This is a genomic window from Paraburkholderia ginsengisoli NBRC 100965 (assembly GCF_000739735.1).
GTDB lineage: Bacteria > Pseudomonadota > Gammaproteobacteria > Burkholderiales > Burkholderiaceae > Paraburkholderia > Paraburkholderia ginsengisoli.
The window spans coordinates 23,223-40,911 of the sequence record NZ_BBJF01000023.1; the positions used below are offsets into that span (position 1 = coordinate 23,223).

A 17,689-nucleotide genomic window follows, 5' to 3' on the forward strand; every position below is an offset into this window, starting at 1 on the left:
CGTTCTTTTTCGATTGTTTCCGTTTCGTGACAGCCGGTGTTAAATTGCGGCTTCCGGCGCGCCGTCGACCGCAGGCCGCGCCGCCCGGCTACCGACGCCACGTCCGACGCCGGACTGTCATCGAACACAAATAGAATCGCGCGATTCACTTCTGCGCCCATTCACGGAGACAAAATCGATGAATTGCAAGCCGCTGTTCCGTTCGCTATCCATTGCCGCCGCGTTGAGCATCGGCTTCAGCCAGGCGGCCCACGCCGCGACTGAAATTCAGTTCTGGCACGCGATGGAAGCCGCGTTGGGCGAACGTCTGGGCGACATCGCCACCGACTTCAACGCATCGCAAAGCGACTACAAGATCGTGCCGGTGTTCAAGGGCACCTACGACCAGACGCTCGCCGCCGGCATCGCCGCGTATCGCAGCGGCAACGCGCCGGCCATTCTGCAGGTCTACGAAGTCGGCACCGCCACGATGATGCAGGCGAAGAAGGCCGTGATCCCCGTCACCGACGTGTTCAAGCAGGCGGGCGTGCCGCTCGACCAGAAGGCGTTCGTGCCGACCATCGCGAGCTATTACAGCGACGCGAAAACCGGTCAGCTGATCTCGATGCCCTTCAACAGCTCGACGCCGGTGCTGTACTACAACAAGGACGCGTTCAAGAAGGCCGGGCTCGATCCGAACCAGCCGCCGAAGACCTGGGCCGAGCTGCAGACCGCCGCGCAGAAGCTGAAGGCGTCGGGCATGTCGTGCGGCTATTCGTCGGGCTGGCAGAGCTGGATTCAGCTCGAGAACTACAGCGCGTGGCATGCCGCGCCGTTTGCGTCGAAGAACAACGGTTTCGACGGCCTCGACGCGCAGCTCGAATTCAACAAGCCGTTGCAGGTCGCGCACATCCAGTTCCTGCAGAACATGCAGAAGGACGGCACCTTCACCTATGTCGGCCGCAAGGACGAACCGGTGTCGAAGTTCTATAGCGGCGACTGCGGGATCATCACGAACTCGTCGGGTTCGCTCGCCACGATCAAGAAGTACGCGAAGTTCAGCTTCGGCACCGGCATGATGCCGTACGACGCGAACGTGAAGGGCGCGCCGCAGAACGCGATCATCGGCGGGGCGAGCCTGTGGGTGTTGTCGGGCAAGGACCCGGCCGTCTACAAGGGCGTCGCGAAGTTCCTCGCGTATCTGAGTTCGGCGCCGGTGGCCGCGAAGTGGCACCAGGACACCGGCTATCTGCCGATCACGACCGCCGCCTATGATCTGACGCGCCAGCAGGGCTTCTACGAGAAGAACCCCGGCAGCGACACCGCGATCCGCCAGATGCTCAACAAGCCGCCGCTGCCGTTCACGAAGGGCTTGCGGCTGGGCAACATGCCGCAGATCCGCACGGTGATCGATGAGGAACTCGAACAGGTGTGGGCGCAGAAGAAGACGCCGCAACAGGCGCTCGACTCGTCGGTCTCGCGTGGCAACGAGTTGCTGCGCCGTTTCGAAAAAGCCGGCAACTAAGGCGGCAACCAAGAGACAACCGGGACGCATAAGGCGTTCGTCGGTACGGATTCCGGTGCGCTCGCACCGGAATCCGTAGTGCAGCCAACTTTGGAATCCTCGATGGAAAAGCGCTCCAGCTTCGGCACCAGCCTGCTGCCCTATCTGCTCGTCGCGCCGCAACTCGCGATCACGGTGCTGTTCTTTCTGTGGCCAGCGGGCGAAGCGCTCTGGCAATCCACGCAGAGCCAGGATGCGTTCGGCACGTCGAGCGAGTTTGTCGGGCTCGCGAACTTCAGGCAACTGCTTTCCGATCCGCTCTATCTGTCGTCGTTCAATACGACGCTGATCTTCTGCGCGCTCGTCACGGTGTCGGGGCTCGTGATCTCGCTGTTGCTCGCGGTCTGTGCCGATCGCGTGACGCGCGCCGCGAAGACCTATCAGACGCTGCTGATCTGGCCGTATGCGGTCGCGCCCGCCATCGCCGCGGTGCTGTGGACGTTCCTGTTCAACCCGAGCATCGGCCTCATCACCTACGCGCTGGCGAAGTACGGCATCGTGTGGAATCACGCGCTGAACGCGGGCCAGGCGATGTTCCTGGTGGTGCTCGCGTCGGTGTGGAAACAGATCAGCTACAACTTTCTGTTCTTCTATGCGGGCTTGCAGGCGATTCCGCGCTCGCTGATCGAAGCAGCGGCGATCGACGGCGCCGGTCCCGTGCGGCGCTTCTTCGGCATCGCGCTGCCGCTCCTGTCGCCGACCAGTTTCTTCCTGCTGGTGATCAACATCACCTACGCGTTCTTCGACACTTTTCCGGTTATCGACGCGGCCACCGGCGGCGGCCCCGCGCAAGCGACCCGCACGCTGATCTACAAGATCTTCGCCGAAGGCTTCCAGGGGCTCGACATCGGCAGCTCGGGCGCGCAGTCGGTGATCCTGATGGCGATCGTCGTCACGTTGACCGTCGTGCAATTCCGCTTCATCGAACGCAGGGTTCAATACTCATGATCGAGAACCGCCGCGGTTTCGACCTCTTCTGCCACGCGGTGCTGATTCTCGGCGTCGTGCTGGTGGTATTTCCGGTGTACGTCGCGTTTTGCGCGGCGACCATGAGCGAGCACGAAGTGTTCAGCGTGCCGCTGTCGCTCGTGCCGAGCACCCATCTATTCGAGAACGTCGCGACCATCTGGTCGCGCGGCAGCGGCAACGCGGCGGCGCCGTTCGGCCGCATGCTGTTCAACAGCCTCGTGATGGCGCTGGCGATCTCGATCGGCAAGATCGCGGTGTCGATGATCTCCGCGTACGCGATCGTGTTCTTCCGCTTTCCGTTTCGCACGCTGTCGTTCTGGCTGATCTTCATGACGCTGATGCTGCCGGTCGAAGTGCGGATCTTCCCGACCGTGCAGGTCGTGTCGTCGATGCACCTGAGCAACACGTACAGCGGTTTGACGTTGCCGCTGATCGCATCGGCCACCGCGACGTTCCTGTTCCGCCAGTTCTTCATGACGCTGCCCGACGAGCTGATGGAAGCGGCGCGCATCGACGGCGCGGGCGCGATGCGTTTCTTCTGGGACGTGGTGCTGCCGTTGTCGAAGACGAACATGGCCGCGCTCTTCGTGATCACGTTCATCTATGGCTGGAATCAATACTTGTGGCCGATCCTGATCACGAGCCAGCAATCGCTGATGACCGCGGTGGTCGGCATCCGCAGCATGATCGCATCCGGCGACACCGCAACCGAATGGCACCTCGTGATGACCGCGACGCTGCTCGCGATGCTGCCGCCGCTCGCCGTCGTGCTGACGATGCAGCGCTGGTTCGTGCGCGGGCTGGTGGATTCGGAGAAGTGATCGACGCGGCGTGGCATGGCGACACCCGGACACGACGATGGCATTGAACAGAAAACACCGCGCGGGGCGCGGCAAGCAACGAAAGGCTAAAACGGCATGGCTGCACTGACTCTGCAAGGCGTTAAAAAAACCTACGACGGCAAACAGTTCGTGCTGCACGGCATCGACGTCGACGTGGCCGACGGCGAGTTCGTCGTGATGGTCGGGCCGTCCGGCTGCGGCAAGTCCACGTTGCTGCGGATGGTGGCCGGACTCGAACGCATCTCGGATGGCCGCATCTCGATCGCGGGCAAAGTAGTCAACGAACTGGAGCCGAAGGATCGCAACATCGCGATGGTGTTCCAGAACTACGCGCTCTACCCGCATATGAGCGTGGCCGAGAACATGGGCTACGCGCTGAAGATTGCCGGCGTGGACCGCGCGCAGATCGCGAAGCGCGTGCAGGCCGCCGCGCAGATTCTCGAACTCGAAGCGCTGCTGCAGCGCAAGCCGCGCGAATTGTCCGGCGGGCAGCGGCAGCGCGTCGCGATGGGCCGCGCGATCGTGCGCGAGCCGGCGGTGTTTCTGTTCGACGAACCGCTGTCGAATCTCGACGCGCGTTTGCGCGTGCAGATGCGCCTCGAAATCCAGCGGCTGCATGCGCGCCTTGCCACCACGAGCCTGTACGTCACGCACGATCAGATCGAAGCGATGACGCTCGCGCAACGCGTAATCGTGATGAACAAGGGCCACGCCGAACAGATCGGCGCGCCGACCGAAGTCTATGAACGGCCGGCCACCGTGTTCGTCGCGAGCTTCATCGGCTCGCCGGGGATGAATCTGCTCGAAGGTCGCGTGTCCGATGACGGCGCCACGTTCGAGGTCGCGGGCAACGGGCCGAAGCTGCCGCTCGCGGGCGTGGCGTCGATCGGCCGCGAAGTCGCCAAAGGCCGCGAATGGACGCTCGGCATTCGCCCCGAGCACATGAGCCCGGGCCAGCCGGACGTCTCGCACGCGACGCTCACCGTCGATTCCTGCGAACTGCTCGGCGCGGACAATCTCGCGCACGGCCGCTGGGGCAAGCACGATGTGACGGTGCGTTTGCCGCACACGCATCGGCCCGCGGCGGGCGATGCGCTGCAGGTGGCGCTGCCGGCGCAGCATCTGCACTTCTTCGATGCGGCGACGGGACAGCGCGCGAACTAAGGCCCCGCGAAGCACGCGCCCGACCGGAACCAGAACAACCACCACGCGAAAGACCATGACGAGCATTGCCCTCAAGCGCATCGGCCGCCACGCGGCGGTGGCCGTGGCGCTGTTGTTCGGGGTGTCGGCGGCGCCGGTGTTTGCCTATGTAGCGCCCGCCGCGCCCGGCAGCACGCCGGACGAAGCGCACCTCAGCAATCACAACACCTACACCAATCGCGACGGCAACATCGTCCACGCGCCAGCGCGCTCGCTATCCGGCAACGCGCCGCAAGGCGCGAGCGCGCGCTGCCGCGACGGCACCTACAGTTTCAGCAAGCATCACAGCGGCACCTGCTCGCGACACGGCGGCGTCGCCGACTGGCTCTGAGCGTCCACGCCGCCGCGCGCAGCGGCGCATGAGCCTGCATCCGGCAGGCGCGCATTGTTGTCGCGGCACCCGCCGCTCTGGCCGAGACCATGACCGCACCTGCTCGCCACACGGCGGCATCGCTGCGGCTCCGCGCATCGCCACACGAGCCGACCGCTGCCCCCTGCCGCCCCACCCGCGCCGCGAAGTACAATGCCACTGAACCACCCGCCCGCGCGCGGGGCGTCGCGCAGTTCGACGCCGCACGCTATGCCGCGCCGGCCGGCGCCGGGCACTCGCCCGGCCTCAACACCGCTAAGACCGATTACCCATCCACCCCACGACTGCCCGCCCCACGCGGCCGGCGTCGTCAACGTCTATTGCAAGCAAATGGCCCAATACGTCTTCACCATGAACCGGGTCGGCAAGATCGTGCCGCCCAAGCGTCAAATCCTGAAGGACATCTCGCTGTCGTTTTTCCCCGGCGCGAAGATCGGCCTGCTCGGCCTGAACGGCTCGGGCAAGTCGACGCTGATCCGCATCATGGCCGGTGTGGACAAGGACATCGAAGGCGAAGCCACGCCGATGCCGAACCTGAACATCGGCTATCTGCCGCAGGAACCGCAGCTCGACCCGACCAAGACGGTGCGTGAAGCGGTCGAGGAAGGTCTCGGCGACGTCTTCAACGCGCAGAAGAAGCTCGACGAAATCTACGCGGCCTACGCGGAACCGGACGCCGACTTCGACGCGCTCGCCGCCGAGCAGGCGAAGTACGAAGCGATCCTCGCGACGTCGGATGGCGGCAGCGCCGAGCAGCAGATTGAAATCGCCGCCGACGCGCTGCGCCTGCCGGCCTGGGACGCGAAGATCGAGCATCTGTCGGGCGGCGAAAAGCGCCGCGTCGCACTCTGCAAGCTGCTGCTCGAAAAGCCGGACATGCTCCTGCTCGACGAGCCGACCAACCACCTGGACGCGGAATCGGTCGACTGGCTCGAACAGTTCCTGACGCGCTTCCCGGGCACCGTGGTCGCGGTGACCCACGACCGCTACTTCCTCGACAACGCCGCCGAGTGGATTCTCGAACTCGACCGCGGCCACGGCATTCCGTGGAAGGGCAACTACAGCAGTTGGCTCGATCAGAAGGAAGAGCGTCTGAAGCAGGAAGAGTCGTCGGAATCCGCGCGTCAGAAGGCGATCAAGAAGGAACTGGAATGGGTGCGCCAGAACCCGAAGGGCCGTCAGGCGAAGTCGAAGGCGCGTATCGCCCGCTTCGAGGAACTGAACAGCCAGGACTACCAGAAGCGCAACGAAACTTCGGAAATCTTCATCCCGGTCGGCGATCGTCTCGGCAATGAAGTGATCGAGTTCAAGAACGTCAGCAAGTCGTATGGCGACCGTTTGCTGCTCGATAACGTCAGCTTCAAGATTCCGGCGGGCGCGATCGTCGGCATCATTGGACCGAACGGCGCCGGCAAGTCGACGCTGTTCCGCATGCTGACCGGCCGTGAACAGCCGGACTCGGGCGAGATCGTCCAAGGCCCGACCGTCAAGCTCGCGTACGTGGACCAGAGCCGCGACGCGCTGGAAGGCTCCAAGACCGTGTTCGAGGAAATCTCCGGCGGCGCGGACGTGCTCACGGTCGGCAAGTACGAAACGCCGTCGCGTGCGTACATCGGCCGCTTCAACTTCAAGGGTGGCGATCAGCAGAAGATCGTCGGCAACCTGTCGGGCGGCGAGCGCGGCCGGCTGCATCTGGCGAAGACGCTGATAGCGGGCGGCAACGTGCTGCTACTCGACGAACCGTCGAACGACCTCGACGTCGAAACGCTGCGCGCGCTCGAAGACGCCTTGCTCGAATTCGCCGGCTCGGTGATGGTGATCTCGCACGATCGCTGGTTCCTCGACCGGATCGCGACACACATCCTCGCGTTCGAAGGCGATTCGCAAGTCACGTTCTTCGACGGCAACTACCAGGAATACGAAGCGGACAAGCGCGCGCGTCTCGGTGAAGAGGCTGCGCGGCCGAAGCGTCTGCGTTACAAGCCGATCACGCGGTAACGCGAAGATCGGCGGCCCGCCCGGTGGGTTCGGGGCGGGCCGCTTCGCTGTTTTTGCTTCGCTGTTTTTGCTTCGCTGTTTTACTTCGCGGTTCCGCGCTGCCGTTTCGCTTTGCCCGTTCACTCCGTCGTTGCGCGGGTCATGTCGGCGGCGGTTTCGCTCGCACCCGCTTTGCTTATCGCCGCGCGTCGTCGCGGGTAGCGGCCCCGTGCCCAGGCGCGACGCGCCTGTATCGCAGCGGCGAAATGGGCGGTAGGGCACACGCATTGCGAGCCGCAACGTGATACATGTCGTCGTTCTGGCGGGACGCAGACCCCTGCACCGGGATAGGCGTGCTCTACGCGATCTGCGTACGTAAAGAAAAGCAAGTCATAGCCACACCACGTGCGACGCGGTGACGAGGAGGCAAGCATGGCGATGTCGAAGGGCAAGCGCTGGTTGGTCGGCGTGGGCGGCGTGTTGCTGGTGCTGGTCGTCCTCGCGTTCGGCGCGTTGCGGTTCGCGCAGCAGGAGGTCAAGAATCGCGTGGTCGCGGCGCTGGGCCCGCTCGGTAGCGCCGAAAGCGTCGACGTCGGCCTCACCGCGGTTCATCTGACCCACGTGCTCATCAAGGCACCGCCGGGCTGGCCGGCCGGCGACCCGCTCCGAGCCGACGAAATCACCATTACTCCCGACATCCACGATCTGCTCGCGCGGCGTATGCACATCCGCAGCGTGGTGGTGCGCGGCTTCGACATGGCCGTGCTGCGCACGAAGGACGGGTCGATCAACCTGCTGCCGAATCTGCGTGAAGCGGTGAACCGCTCCGACGGCGAAGCCGGTGGCGTGATGACGCCCGCCTCGCGCGAGAAGCAGGTCGATCACATCAGCTTCGAGCAGGGCAACTTCCACTTCTACGACATGACGGTCGGGCCGCCGCCGTTCAAGGTGACGGTCAGCAACGCGAACGCGAGCGTCGACAATCTGCAATTGCCCGCGCTCAGCGAGCCGACCAACGTCAGCGTGAGCGGCTCGATCAAGGGACCGGCGCACACGGGCACCGTGTCGTTCGGCGGCTGGATCAAGATCGCCAGCCGGGATTCGCAGACCACCAGCACGCTGCGCGGCGTCGATCTCGTGATGCTCGACCCGTATCTGCTGAAAAAGGCCGGCGCGAGGGCGCAGGTGACGGGCGGCACGGTCGACCTGACGGTCGAATCGACGGTGCGCAACTATCGGTTGCATGCACCCGGCACGGTGACGGTCCACAATCTGCGGCTCGCCGATAGCGACAATCCGTTCGACACCTTCCTGTCGATTCCGACCAAGGCAGTCGTCGCCGCGCTCAAGTCGCACAACGGCGACATCACGTTGCATTTCGTGCTGGACGGCGATTTGCGCGATCCGAAATTCTCGGTGCGGGACGGGATCATGATGCGACTCGGCGCGGGCTTTGCGAAAGCGTTGGGCGTGAGCGTCGAGGGCGTGGCGAAAGGTGCGGGAGAGACGGTGAAGGGACTGGGGAACGCGTTGAAGAATCTGCTGGGTCAGTAGGTCGGGACGCGCGGTCGCCGAAGAGCGATGAAGATAAGCGAAGCCCGGTGAGCCAGCCTGCAAAAGCGAAACCGGCGCCGCGCATAAGACGCGAGCGCCCTCCTCACCGCCTTAAACCGGCAACCCCAATTCGCGCAGCTTCGCTTCGGTCTGCGCGGCGCTGACGTGATGCACGCCGTGCCAGCCGAGCGCCGTCGCGGCTTGCGCGTTCTTCAGATTGTCGTCGATGAAAACCAGTTCGCGGGGCTCGATGCCGGGCATCTGCACCTCGATCCGCTCGCGCATGGCGGCGAAGATCGCCGGATCGGGCTTCACCAGCCTCACCCGCCCCGACACGACGATGTCGCGGAACCGCTGCAGCACCGGGTAATGCTCCCACGCATACGGAAAGGTCTCCGCCGACCAGTTGGTCAAGCCGAACAGCGGCACGTTGGCGGCTTCGAGCTTTTCCATCAACGCGACGCCGTCGTCCAGCACACCGGCCACCATCACGTGCCAGCGCTCGTAGAACGCGCGGATCAACGCTTCGTGATCGGGAAACTTCGCGATCAGCTCGTCGGTGGCCTCGACGATCGGCTGGCCGCCGTCCTGTCGGATCACCCAGTCCATCGAGCACACGTGCGTCAGAAACCAGCGGCGCTCGGTTTCGTCGGGGATCAGCTCGCGATACAGATACTCCGGACTCCAGTCGATCAGCACGCCGCCGAAATCGAACACCACTGCCTTGATCGCCATGCGTTCTCCGTTAGCCGACTCGTTGGGACGTTCAGACGGGTTGCGTGCGCAACTCGAGCCACGCCTTCGCGTCACCCGACACGTGCGGCGACAGACGCTCGCGCACGGTTGCGTGATACGCGTTGAGCCACGCGCGTTCGTCGTCGCGCAGCAGCGACAGCTCGAGGCAGCGGGTGTCGATCGGGCACAGCGTCAATGTCTCGAACTTGAGGAAATCGCCGAACTCGGTTTTGCCGGCCGGCACGTTCAGCACGAGATTTTCGATCCGCACGCCCCACTTGCCCGGCCGGTAGATGCCGGGCTCGACCGACGTGATCATGCCTTCTTCCATCGCGGTCCACGGCTCGGCCGGCGCGTAGTGCGAGATCACCTGCGGGCCTTCGTGCACGTTCAGGAAGTAGCCCACGCCGTGACCGGTGCCGTGACCGTAATCGGCGCCGGCTTCCCAGATCGGCGCGCGAGCGATCGCGTCGAGCATCGGTGAACGGATGCCGCGCGGGAACTGCGCACGCGACAGCGCCATCGTGCCCTTGAGCACAATCGTGAAATCGCGCCGCTGGGCTTCGCTCGGTGTGCCGATCGGCACGACGCGCGTGATGTCGGTGGTGCCGCTCAGGTATTGCGCGCCGGAGTCGATCAGCAATAGGCCGTTGCCTTCGATCACCGCGTGCGCTTCATCGGTGGCGCGGTAGTGCGGCATCGCACCGTTCGCGTTGAAGCCCGCGATCGTCGCGAAGCTCAGCGATACGAAGCCCGGCCGACGCGCGCGCGCAGCCGTCAGGCGTTCGTCGATGGTCAGCTCGGTGATCGTCTCGCGGCCCAACGCGCTTTCGAACCACGCGAAGAATTCGGCCAGCGCGGCGCCGTCCTGCTCCATCGTCGCGCGCACGTGCCCGGCTTCGGCTGCGGTCTTGCACGACTTGAAGAAAGTGGACGGGTTGACCGACTCGACCACCTTGACCGTCGACGGCACCGCCTGCAGTGAACCGTAGGTGATGCGGCGCGGGTCGATCAGCAGCGTGCTGCCGGCGGGCAGCTCGGCGAGCGCATCCGCCGCCTTCGCGTATGGCTCGACACTGATGCCGTCGCGCGCGAGCGAGTCGGCCAGCTCGTTCGACACCTTGCCGTCCGCGACGAACAGCGACACGCGATCCACGCCGATCAGCGCATGGGCGACAAACACCGGGTTATAGCTGACGTCGGCGCCGCGCAGATTCAGCAGCCACGCGAGGTCGTCGAGCGTGGAGACGAAATGCCATTGCGCGCCCTGCTCCGCCATCGCGCGACGAATCCGCACGAGCTTTTCCGCGCGCTCGACGCTCGCGTGCGGCGCGGCGTGTTCGAACACGGCGGCGGCGGGCAGCGACGGACGTTGCGGCCAGATCGCGTCGAACAGATCGACGTCGGTGCGCAGTTGCACGCCACGCGCGTTGAGCGCCTGGCTCAAGGCCCGCGCCGCCGCCACGCCGAGCACCGCGCCGTCCACGCCCACCGTGCCGCCCGTCGCCACGTTCTGCGCGAGCCATTCGAAATGCGGCGAGGTCTGCTGGCCGCCGGTCATCTTCATCAATTGCACGCCGGTGCCGGCGAGTTGCGCGTTGGCCTGCTCCCAGTAGCGGCTGTCGGTCCACACGCCGGCGAAGTCGGCGGTGACGATCAGCGTGCCGGCCGAACCGGTGAAGCCGGACAGCCACTGACGGCCCTGCCAGCGCTCCGGCAGATATTCGGACAGATGCGGGTCGGCGGACGGCACCAGATAGGCGGCGACGCCTTCGCGCGCCATCGCGCCGCGCAAGCTCGCGAGCCGTTCGGGAATGGAGGAAGTGTCGGGGTGTCGGGCATTCATCGGAGTCACCTGCAAAGATTCATCGACGGGAAAGCAAGCCGACCGTCGCGGCCACAGCGATCATCGCGACGGCGGTGCAGACCGGCCATTCGAGCGTGTCGCCGTCATGAAAGAGACCGGTCACGTTGCCGGCCATTCGGGCGACGCTCGTGCCGAGCACGCCGGCCAGCAACGCCACCCACCAGCGGGCGCGGCTCGCGCCGCGCAACGGATGCAGCCACCAGCCCACAAGACCGATCGCCACCCCCAACACGATGATGCCGGGCCAGCCCATTATTGGCTGGCCTCGCGCACTTTCAGATTTATCTGATAGGCGCAAGGGGGCAAGACGACTAGCATTTTTGTCTCATTAACTTTAGAAGTTCAGCACGGCGCTTTCCGCATAGCGGTTGAGTTTAGGGGTCGGGGTGAGGTTAGGCAAGCCGCAAGCCTTGCGGAAAAGTCCAATGCCCGGTCGTTGCCAGCTGAAGCCGCCCCATGCGAATCGCCCTTATCGAACCGGATGTGCAACACGCTAAACTGGTCGACCGGCTGATCTTCGCCGGCGGGCATGTGTGCCAGCACTTCACTGCGAGCGCACCATTCCTGCATCGCGCCACCGACGAATTCTTCGACCTTCTGATCACCGAAAGCTGGGCCGGCGATCATTCCGCCGAAGACGTAATCGCGAGCGCCCGTTGCATCCTGCCGAGCCTGCCGGTCATCGTGCTGATGTCGGCGCCGCGCGAAAGCCAGATCGTCGCCGCCTTGCACGCCGGCGCCGACGACTGCCTGAGCAAGCCGGTGCGCGGCCCCGAGATGCTGGCGCGGGTGGATGCGCTGCTGCGCCGCGCGGGCCTGCGGCGGCCAGCTAACCGGCGGCGGGACATCATCGGCGGCTATGCGTTCGATGCCGCGCACTTCGCCGTCACCTTCCGCAATCTGACGGTCATCCTGACCCCGAAAGAATTCCGCCTCGCGCTGCTGCTGTTCAATAACCTCGCGCGACCGGTATCGCGCGCGCACATCCTCGAAACCGTCTGGGCGCGCCGCCGCGACGTAAAGTCGCGCACCATCGACACCCACGCGTCGCGTGTCCGAAGCAAATTGCAACTGCGCCCCGAGTTGGGCTACTCGCTGACGCCCGTGTACGGCTACGGTTATCAACTCGACGCGATCCCGCAGGAAGCCGCCGTCGAAGCGGGTTGACAGGCTCAGGATGTACGAATCGTGGAAACGCTATAATATTGCGCTAAACCATAGCTCCCCAAAATGCAGCTTCTAACGATCGGAATCAATCACCACACTGCGCCTGTCGCCTTGCGCGAACGCGTGGCGTTTCCGCTCGAACAGATCAAGCCCGCATTGGACACCTTCAAGAGCGTCTGGCTCGGCCGCACGGCCCGCACGGCGCCGGAAGCGGCGATTCTGTCGACCTGCAACCGCACTGAACTCTACTGCGCGACCGACGACCAGGCCGCCCGTGAGGCCGCGATCCAGTGGTTTTCGAAGTATCACAACCTGCCTATCGACGAACTCGCGCCGCACGTCTACGCGCTGCCGCAGTCGGAAGCGGTGCGCCATGCGTTCCGCGTCGCGTCGGGGCTCGATTCCATGGTGCTGGGCGAAACGCAGATCGTCGGACAGATGAAGGATGCGGTGCGCACCGCGTCCGAAGCCGGCGCGCTCGGCACCTATCTGAACCAGTTGTTCCAGCGCACGTTCGCCGTCGCGAAGGAAGTGCGCAGCACGACGGAGATCGGCGCGCAGTCGGTTTCCATGGCGGCGGCCGCCGTTCGGCTCGCCCAGCGCATTTTCGACAAGATCTCGAACCAGCGCGTGCTGTTCATCGGCGCGGGCGAGATGATCGAATTGTGCGCGACGCACTTCGCCGCGCAACATCCGCGTGAACTCGTCGTTGCCAACCGCACCGCCGAGCGCGGCTCGCGGCTCGCCGAGCGCTTCAACGGCCGGGCCATTCCGCTGTCGGAATTGCCGGCGCGAATGCACGAATTCGACATCATCGTGTCGTGCACCGCGTCCACGTTGCCGATCATCGGTCTGGGCGCGGTCGAGCGGGCGGTCAAAGCGCGTCGTCACCGGCCGATTTTCATGGTCGATCTCGCCGTTCCGCGCGATATCGAACCCGAAGCCGGCCAGCTCGAAGACGTGTTCCTGTACACCGTCGACGACCTCGGCGCGATCGTCCGCGAAGGCAATGCGTCGCGGCAAGCCGCCGTCGCGCAAGCTGAAGCGATCATCGAAACGCGCGTGCAGAATTTCATGCAGTGGCTCGACGCACGCAGCATCGTGCCGGTGATCCGCCACATGCACACGCAGGCCGACGTGCTGCGCCGCGCCGAAGTCGAACGCGCGCAGAAAATGCTCGCGCGCGGCGAAGACCCCGCCGCCGTGCTCGAAGCGCTGTCGCAGGCGCTGACCAACAAGCTGATCCACGGCCCCACGCACGCGCTCAATCGCGCGAGTGGCGAAAACCGTGACACGCTCATCGAACTGATGAGCGGCTTCTACAAACACTCCGGTTCCACCGAGCGTTAGCGGCGCAACTGCCGCCGCGCTTGTCCGCGCCGCCGCAAGTGGCGCGCGACGTGCTTCCGATCAGGGCATCTGCCCACTCCCCTAGTCGCCGTCCTTGCCGGAGTTCGCTCCGATACCCGTCCGATGAAAACGAGCATGCAACGCAAGCTCGACCAGCTCACCACCCGGCTGGCCGAACTGAACGACCTGTTGAGCCGCGAGGACATCACCTCGAATCTCGATCAATATCGCAAACTCACGCGCGAACATGCGGAGCTTGGGCCGGTGGTCGAACACTACGCGCTGTGGCGCGAAGCGCGCAGCGACGAGCAAACCGCGCAGGAACTGCTGACGGACGCGTCGATGCGCGATTTCGCGGAGGAAGAAATTCGCGCGGCGCGCGACCGGATGGAGCACCTCGGCGCCGGGCTGCAGAAAATGCTGCTGCCGAAAGACCCGAACGACGACCGCAACATCTTCGTCGAAATCCGCGCGGGGACCGGCGGCGATGAGTCCGCGCTGTTCGCCGGCGATTTGCTGCGTATGTACCTGCGCTATGCCGAGCGCAATCGCTGGCAAGTCGAGATGATGTCGGCGAGCGAGTCCGACCTCGGCGGCTACAAGGAAGTGATTGTGCGGATCGCCGGCGAAGCCGCGTATTCGAAGCTCAAGTTCGAATCCGGCGGCCACCGCGTGCAGCGCGTGCCGGCCACCGAAACGCAGGGCCGCATTCACACGTCCGCGTGCACGGTCGCCGTGATGCCGGAAGCGGACGAAATCGGTGAAGTCGAGATCAATCCTGCCGATCTGCGGATCGACACGTTCCGGGCGTCGGGCGCGGGCGGTCAGCACATCAACAAGACCGACTCCGCGGTGCGCGTCACGCACTTGCCGACCGGCATCGTCGTCGAGTGTCAGGACGACCGCTCGCAGCACAAGAACAAGGACCGCGCGCTGAAAGTGCTCGCCGCGCGCATCAAGGACAAACAGTCGCACGAACAGCAGGCGAAGGAAGCCGCCACGCGCAAGAGCCTTATCGGCTCGGGCGACCGTTCGGAGCGAATCCGCACGTACAACTTCCCGCAAGGTCGGTTGACCGATCACCGGATCAACCTGACGCTGTATCGGCTCGACGCGATTATGGACGGCGACCTCGACGAACTGATCGCGGCGCTCGTCAGCGAACATCAGGCGGAGTTGCTGGCTTCGCTGGGCGATGCGGACTGACGTGCCGATGATGCCCGCCACACCGGCCACCCCACTCACCCCCGCCGCGCTGCTGCGCGCTTCGTCGCTGCCGCCGCTCGAAGCGCGGATTCTGCTGACGCACGTGCTCGGCTGGCAGCGCACGCAGTTGATTACGCGCGGCGACGAGCCGCTGGACGACGCGAGCATCGCGCATTACCAGGCGCTGGAAGCGCGGCGTGTGGCCGGGGAGCCGGTCGCGCAACTGGTCGGTGCGCGGGAATTTTTCGGGCTGGATTTCGAAGTCACGCCGGACGTGCTGATCCCGCGTCCCGAAACCGAGTTGCTGGTCGAAACCGCGCTGGCGGCCATCGAAAACATCTCGCGGCCACGCGTGCTCGACCTCGGCACCGGCACGGGCGCGATTGCGGTGGCGATTGCGTCGACGCGGCCCGACGCGCAGGTTTGGGCGCTCGACCGCTCGGCCGAAGCGCTGGCGGTGGCTACACGCAACTCGACTCGCCTGCTGGACGCAAAACGCCTGGGCGGCGCCGTGGCACTCCAGCAAAGCGACTGGTACGGCTCGCTCGATCCGGCGCTGCGCTTCGACGTGATGGTCAGCAACCCGCCGTACATTGCGAGCGGCGATCCACATCTGTCGGAAGGCGATCTGCGTTTCGAGCCACGCGGCGCGCTCACCGACGAAGCCGACGGCCTGAGCGCGATCCGCGTGATCGTCGCCGGCGCGCCCGCTCGGCTGGCCGCCGGCGGCGCATTGTGGATCGAGCACGGCTACGATCAAGCCGAAGCCGTGCGCGGATTGCTGAGCGCGCAAGGTTTCGCCCAAGTGCGCTCGGAGCGGGACCTTGCCGGTATCGAGCGAATCAGCGGCGGCCGGCGCGGCGGCTAGCCGACCGTCGGCTGGGGCCAAATACCCACAGTCGGCGCGCGGCCAAAGCAACCCTCGGCCGGCCGTACCGAAATCCGCTATCATTTCAGCCTATTCCCTACACATCACGGAACCGCAAGGTCAGTCATGGATACGCAACAACGCATCAAGCAAATCGTCGACGACAACAATGTCGTCCTCTTCATGAAGGGCACAGCCCAGTTCCCGATGTGCGGCTTTTCCGGCCGCGCCATCCAGATCCTGAAGGCGTGCGGTGTCGGCGAGATCAAAACCGTCAACGTCCTCGAAGACGACGAAGTCCGCCAGGGCATCAAGACATTCTCCAACTGGCCGACCATTCCGCAGCTCTACGTGAAGGGCGAGTTCATCGGCGGCTCGGACATCATGATGGAAATGTACGAATCGGGCGAACTGCAGCAATTGTTCGCCGCGGCCTGAACGGCCCCCTCCCTCTCTCCCCAGTTTTCCCGACAAGGCGCCGCGAGCCATGGAAACACGCGCTGCGGCGCCCCGCCGACTGATCGTCGCGATCACCGGCGCGACCGGCGCCATCTACGGCATCCGGCTGCTCGAAACGCTGCGCAGGCTCGGCGGCGTCGAGAGCCATTTGCTGATTTCGAGCGCAGGCTGGCTCAATATCCAGCACGAACTCCAGTTGAGCAAAGAAGACGTTCATCCGCTCGCGGATGTCGTCCATTCGGTGCGCGATGTCGGCGCGAGCATCGCGTCCGGCTCGTTCGCCACCGACGGCATGGTGGTCGCCCCCTGCTCGATGAGGACGCTCGCGAGCGTCGCGCACGGCTTCTCCGACAACCTCATCACCCGCGCTGCCGACGTCACGCTCAAGGAGCGTCGTCGACTCGTGCTGCTCGTGCGCGAAACGCCGTTCAATCTCGCGCATCTGCGCAATATGAGCGCGGTCACCGAAATGGGCGGCGTGATCTTTCCGCCGCTGCCGGCGTTCTACAACCAGCCCGCGTCGATCGACGAAATGGTCGATCACACCGTGGCGCGCGTGCTCGATCTGTTTGCGCTCGGGCCGGCATTGTCGCCTGCATGGGCGGGATTGCGCGGCGGTCAGGAATAGCGCTCGGTTTCCCGCGCATCTGACCCGAGCGGCGCCGCCGGTTAATTGCCAACAGCAGCGACACAATCAATTCTGTTTTCGACCGTTTATCAAACGGCAGTGCGGGCCTATATTGCTAGTAACCCAACCTCTGCGCCGCGCCCTCGCGGCTGCCATGAACCGCCTACCCTCGCTTTTCCTGTCCCACGGCGCGCCTACGCTGCCGATCGACCCGTCCATGCCGTCCGCGGAATTCGGCGTGCTGGGCGCGCAACTGCCACGTCCCGAAGCCGTGCTGATGCTGTCGGCCCATTGGGGCACCGCCGAACCGCTGGCAAGCATCGCCACGGCGCCAGAAACCATCCACGACTTTTACGGCTTTCCGCGTCAGCTGTACGAAATTCAGTACCCGGCGCCGGGCGCACCCGATGTCGCGCGGCGCGCCGCCGTGCTGCTCGGCGACAGCGGTATTCGCGCGGATGTCCAGCCGCACGGCCTCGACCACGGCGCGTGGGTGCCGATGCTACTGATGTTCCCGCACGCCGACGTGCCGGTCGCCCAATTGTCGATCCAGCCGCATAAGGACGCCGCGCACCACTTCCGCGTGGGCCGCGCGCTGCGCTCGCTGAAAGACGACGGCGTAATGGTGATCGGCTCCGGTCAGATCACGCACAACCTGCGCGCCGCCGATTTCTCCGCGAGCCCGGAGGACGCCGATCCGCGCGTCACCGAATTCACCGACTGGTTCGAAGCAAAGCTCGCCGCGCACGACATCGACGCGCTGCTCGACTACCGTCGTCAGGCGCCGCACGCGGTACTCATGCATCCGACCGACGAACATCTGCTGCCCGTCTTCGCCGCTCTGGGCGCGGCCGACGACGACTATTCGCTGGCGATCCAATCGCTCGGCACCTATCAGCGCTCGCTCGCGATGACGAACTACGTCTTCGGCACCGCCTGAGCCTGGCGTCG

General features: G+C 65.0%; 17 protein-coding genes. 14 read left to right on the top strand and 3 right to left on the bottom strand.

The annotated features are described in order from the left end of the window. Positions 1 to 178 precede the first annotated feature (178 nt). From ugpB to BGI01S_RS25775, 7 genes are all read left to right on the top strand, one after another. On the top strand, positions 179 to 1,504 hold the full coding sequence (gene ugpB / locus BGI01S_RS25745) for a sn-glycerol-3-phosphate ABC transporter substrate-binding protein UgpB (RefSeq protein WP_042329088.1): 1,326 nt from the start codon (positions 179 to 181) through the stop codon (positions 1,502 to 1,504). Between the two features lie 102 nt (positions 1,505 to 1,606). Next, entirely contained in the window at positions 1,607 to 2,491 is an 885-nt protein-coding gene (gene ugpA, locus BGI01S_RS25750; RefSeq protein WP_042329090.1) for a sn-glycerol-3-phosphate ABC transporter permease UgpA, read from the top strand. Then, positions 2,488 to 3,333, top strand: coding sequence for a sn-glycerol-3-phosphate ABC transporter permease UgpE (gene ugpE, locus BGI01S_RS25755; RefSeq protein ID WP_042329092.1), 846 nt, complete (start codon positions 2,488 to 2,490; stop codon positions 3,331 to 3,333). The genes ugpA and ugpE overlap by 4 nt, the downstream gene beginning before the upstream one ends. 96 nt (positions 3,334 to 3,429) lie before the next feature. Beyond that, positions 3,430 to 4,518: a sn-glycerol-3-phosphate import ATP-binding protein UgpC gene (locus BGI01S_RS25760; protein WP_042329094.1), complete on the top strand. Its 1,089-nt coding sequence runs from the start codon at positions 3,430 to 3,432 to the stop codon at positions 4,516 to 4,518. Positions 4,519 to 4,573: 55 nt separating this feature from the next. Beyond that, positions 4,574 to 4,888: a DUF3761 domain-containing protein gene (locus BGI01S_RS25765; RefSeq protein WP_042329096.1), complete on the top strand. Its 315-nt coding sequence runs from the start codon at positions 4,574 to 4,576 to the stop codon at positions 4,886 to 4,888. A 369-nt stretch (positions 4,889 to 5,257) separates the two neighbouring features. Continuing rightward, a complete protein-coding gene (gene ettA / locus BGI01S_RS25770) occupies positions 5,258 to 6,925 on the top strand; it encodes an energy-dependent translational throttle protein EttA (protein WP_042329098.1) in 1,668 nt (555 codons plus the stop codon). Between the two features lie 411 nt (positions 6,926 to 7,336). Next, positions 7,337 to 8,458 (top strand): DUF748 domain-containing protein, encoded by a 1,122-nt coding sequence (locus BGI01S_RS25775; protein ID WP_042329100.1) that lies wholly within the window; start codon positions 7,337 to 7,339, stop codon positions 8,456 to 8,458. Positions 8,459 to 8,569: 111 nt separating this feature from the next. On the opposite strand, the gene BGI01S_RS25780 is transcribed toward BGI01S_RS25775, so the two are convergent. The 3 genes from BGI01S_RS25780 to BGI01S_RS25790 are packed head-to-tail and all read right to left on the bottom strand — an operon-like array spanning position 8,570 to position 11,313. Further along, the gene (locus BGI01S_RS25780) at positions 8,570 to 9,193 is read right to left on the bottom strand and encodes an HAD family hydrolase (RefSeq protein ID WP_042329102.1); all 624 of its coding nucleotides are present in this window, start codon (positions 9,191 to 9,193) and stop codon (positions 8,570 to 8,572) included. 31 nt (positions 9,194 to 9,224) lie between these two features. After that, positions 9,225 to 11,039 (bottom strand): aminopeptidase P family protein, encoded by a 1,815-nt coding sequence (locus BGI01S_RS25785; RefSeq protein WP_042329103.1) that lies wholly within the window; start codon positions 11,037 to 11,039, stop codon positions 9,225 to 9,227. Positions 11,040 to 11,058: 19 nt separating this feature from the next. After that, on the bottom strand, positions 11,059 to 11,313 hold the full coding sequence (locus BGI01S_RS25790; protein ID WP_042329106.1) for a hypothetical protein: 255 nt from the start codon (positions 11,311 to 11,313) through the stop codon (positions 11,059 to 11,061). Between the two features lie 203 nt (positions 11,314 to 11,516). Between BGI01S_RS25790 and BGI01S_RS25795 the strand changes: the two genes are divergently transcribed. The 7 genes from BGI01S_RS25795 (at position 11,517) to BGI01S_RS25825 (ending at position 17,678) form a co-directional block, all read left to right on the top strand. Further along, positions 11,517 to 12,227 carry a response regulator transcription factor gene (locus tag BGI01S_RS25795; protein ID WP_042329108.1) on the top strand — a complete coding sequence of 237 codons (711 nt, stop codon included), beginning with the start codon at positions 11,517 to 11,519 and terminating at the stop codon, positions 12,225 to 12,227. A 63-nt stretch (positions 12,228 to 12,290) separates the two neighbouring features. Next, on the top strand, positions 12,291 to 13,577 hold the full coding sequence (gene hemA / locus BGI01S_RS25800) for a glutamyl-tRNA reductase (protein WP_042329109.1): 1,287 nt from the start codon (positions 12,291 to 12,293) through the stop codon (positions 13,575 to 13,577). A gap of 123 nt (positions 13,578 to 13,700) precedes the next feature. Beyond that, positions 13,701 to 14,783 carry a peptide chain release factor 1 gene (gene prfA, locus BGI01S_RS25805; RefSeq protein ID WP_042329111.1) on the top strand — a complete coding sequence of 361 codons (1,083 nt, stop codon included), beginning with the start codon at positions 13,701 to 13,703 and terminating at the stop codon, positions 14,781 to 14,783. A 7-nt stretch (positions 14,784 to 14,790) separates the two neighbouring features. Continuing rightward, complete coding sequence (gene prmC / locus BGI01S_RS25810; protein WP_084585505.1) at positions 14,791 to 15,651, top strand: peptide chain release factor N(5)-glutamine methyltransferase; 861 nt, start codon at positions 14,791 to 14,793, stop codon at positions 15,649 to 15,651. A gap of 126 nt (positions 15,652 to 15,777) precedes the next feature. Further along, a complete protein-coding gene (grxD, locus tag BGI01S_RS25815) occupies positions 15,778 to 16,089 on the top strand; it encodes a Grx4 family monothiol glutaredoxin (protein WP_042329114.1) in 312 nt (103 codons plus the stop codon). Positions 16,090 to 16,138: 49 nt separating this feature from the next. Then, on the top strand, positions 16,139 to 16,738 hold the full coding sequence (locus BGI01S_RS25820) for a UbiX family flavin prenyltransferase (RefSeq protein ID WP_042329115.1): 600 nt from the start codon (positions 16,139 to 16,141) through the stop codon (positions 16,736 to 16,738). A 154-nt stretch (positions 16,739 to 16,892) separates the two neighbouring features. After that, on the top strand, positions 16,893 to 17,678 hold the full coding sequence (locus BGI01S_RS25825) for a DODA-type extradiol aromatic ring-opening family dioxygenase (protein WP_042329118.1): 786 nt from the start codon (positions 16,893 to 16,895) through the stop codon (positions 17,676 to 17,678). Positions 17,679 to 17,689: the final 11 nt, after the last annotated feature.

What these genes read in the sequence shown, in the direction of transcription:
- ugpB (WP_042329088.1), top strand. Translation starts at nt 179, where the DNA reads ATGAATTGCAAGCCGCTGTTCCGTTCGCTATCCATTGCCGCCGCGTTG.
- ugpA (WP_042329090.1), top strand. Translation starts at nt 1,607, where the DNA reads ATGGAAAAGCGCTCCAGCTTCGGCACCAGCCTGCTGCCCTATCTGCTC.
- ugpE (WP_042329092.1), top strand. Translation starts at nt 2,488, where the DNA reads ATGATCGAGAACCGCCGCGGTTTCGACCTCTTCTGCCACGCGGTGCTG.
- BGI01S_RS25760 (WP_042329094.1), top strand. Translation starts at nt 3,430, where the DNA reads ATGGCTGCACTGACTCTGCAAGGCGTTAAAAAAACCTACGACGGCAAA.
- BGI01S_RS25765 (WP_042329096.1), top strand. Translation starts at nt 4,574, where the DNA reads ATGACGAGCATTGCCCTCAAGCGCATCGGCCGCCACGCGGCGGTGGCC.
- ettA (WP_042329098.1), top strand. Translation starts at nt 5,258, where the DNA reads ATGGCCCAATACGTCTTCACCATGAACCGGGTCGGCAAGATCGTGCCG.
- BGI01S_RS25775 (WP_042329100.1), top strand. Translation starts at nt 7,337, where the DNA reads ATGGCGATGTCGAAGGGCAAGCGCTGGTTGGTCGGCGTGGGCGGCGTG.
- BGI01S_RS25780 (WP_042329102.1), bottom strand. Translation starts at nt 9,193, where the DNA reads ATGGCGATCAAGGCAGTGGTGTTCGATTTCGGCGGCGTGCTGATCGAC.
- BGI01S_RS25785 (WP_042329103.1), bottom strand. Translation starts at nt 11,039, where the DNA reads ATGAATGCCCGACACCCCGACACTTCCTCCATTCCCGAACGGCTCGCG.
- BGI01S_RS25790 (WP_042329106.1), bottom strand. Translation starts at nt 11,313, where the DNA reads ATGGGCTGGCCCGGCATCATCGTGTTGGGGGTGGCGATCGGTCTTGTG.
- BGI01S_RS25795 (WP_042329108.1), top strand. Translation starts at nt 11,517, where the DNA reads ATGCGAATCGCCCTTATCGAACCGGATGTGCAACACGCTAAACTGGTC.
- hemA (WP_042329109.1), top strand. Translation starts at nt 12,291, where the DNA reads ATGCAGCTTCTAACGATCGGAATCAATCACCACACTGCGCCTGTCGCC.
- prfA (WP_042329111.1), top strand. Translation starts at nt 13,701, where the DNA reads ATGAAAACGAGCATGCAACGCAAGCTCGACCAGCTCACCACCCGGCTG.
- prmC (WP_084585505.1), top strand. Translation starts at nt 14,791, where the DNA reads ATGATGCCCGCCACACCGGCCACCCCACTCACCCCCGCCGCGCTGCTG.
- grxD (WP_042329114.1), top strand. Translation starts at nt 15,778, where the DNA reads ATGGATACGCAACAACGCATCAAGCAAATCGTCGACGACAACAATGTC.
- BGI01S_RS25820 (WP_042329115.1), top strand. Translation starts at nt 16,139, where the DNA reads ATGGAAACACGCGCTGCGGCGCCCCGCCGACTGATCGTCGCGATCACC.
- BGI01S_RS25825 (WP_042329118.1), top strand. Translation starts at nt 16,893, where the DNA reads ATGAACCGCCTACCCTCGCTTTTCCTGTCCCACGGCGCGCCTACGCTG.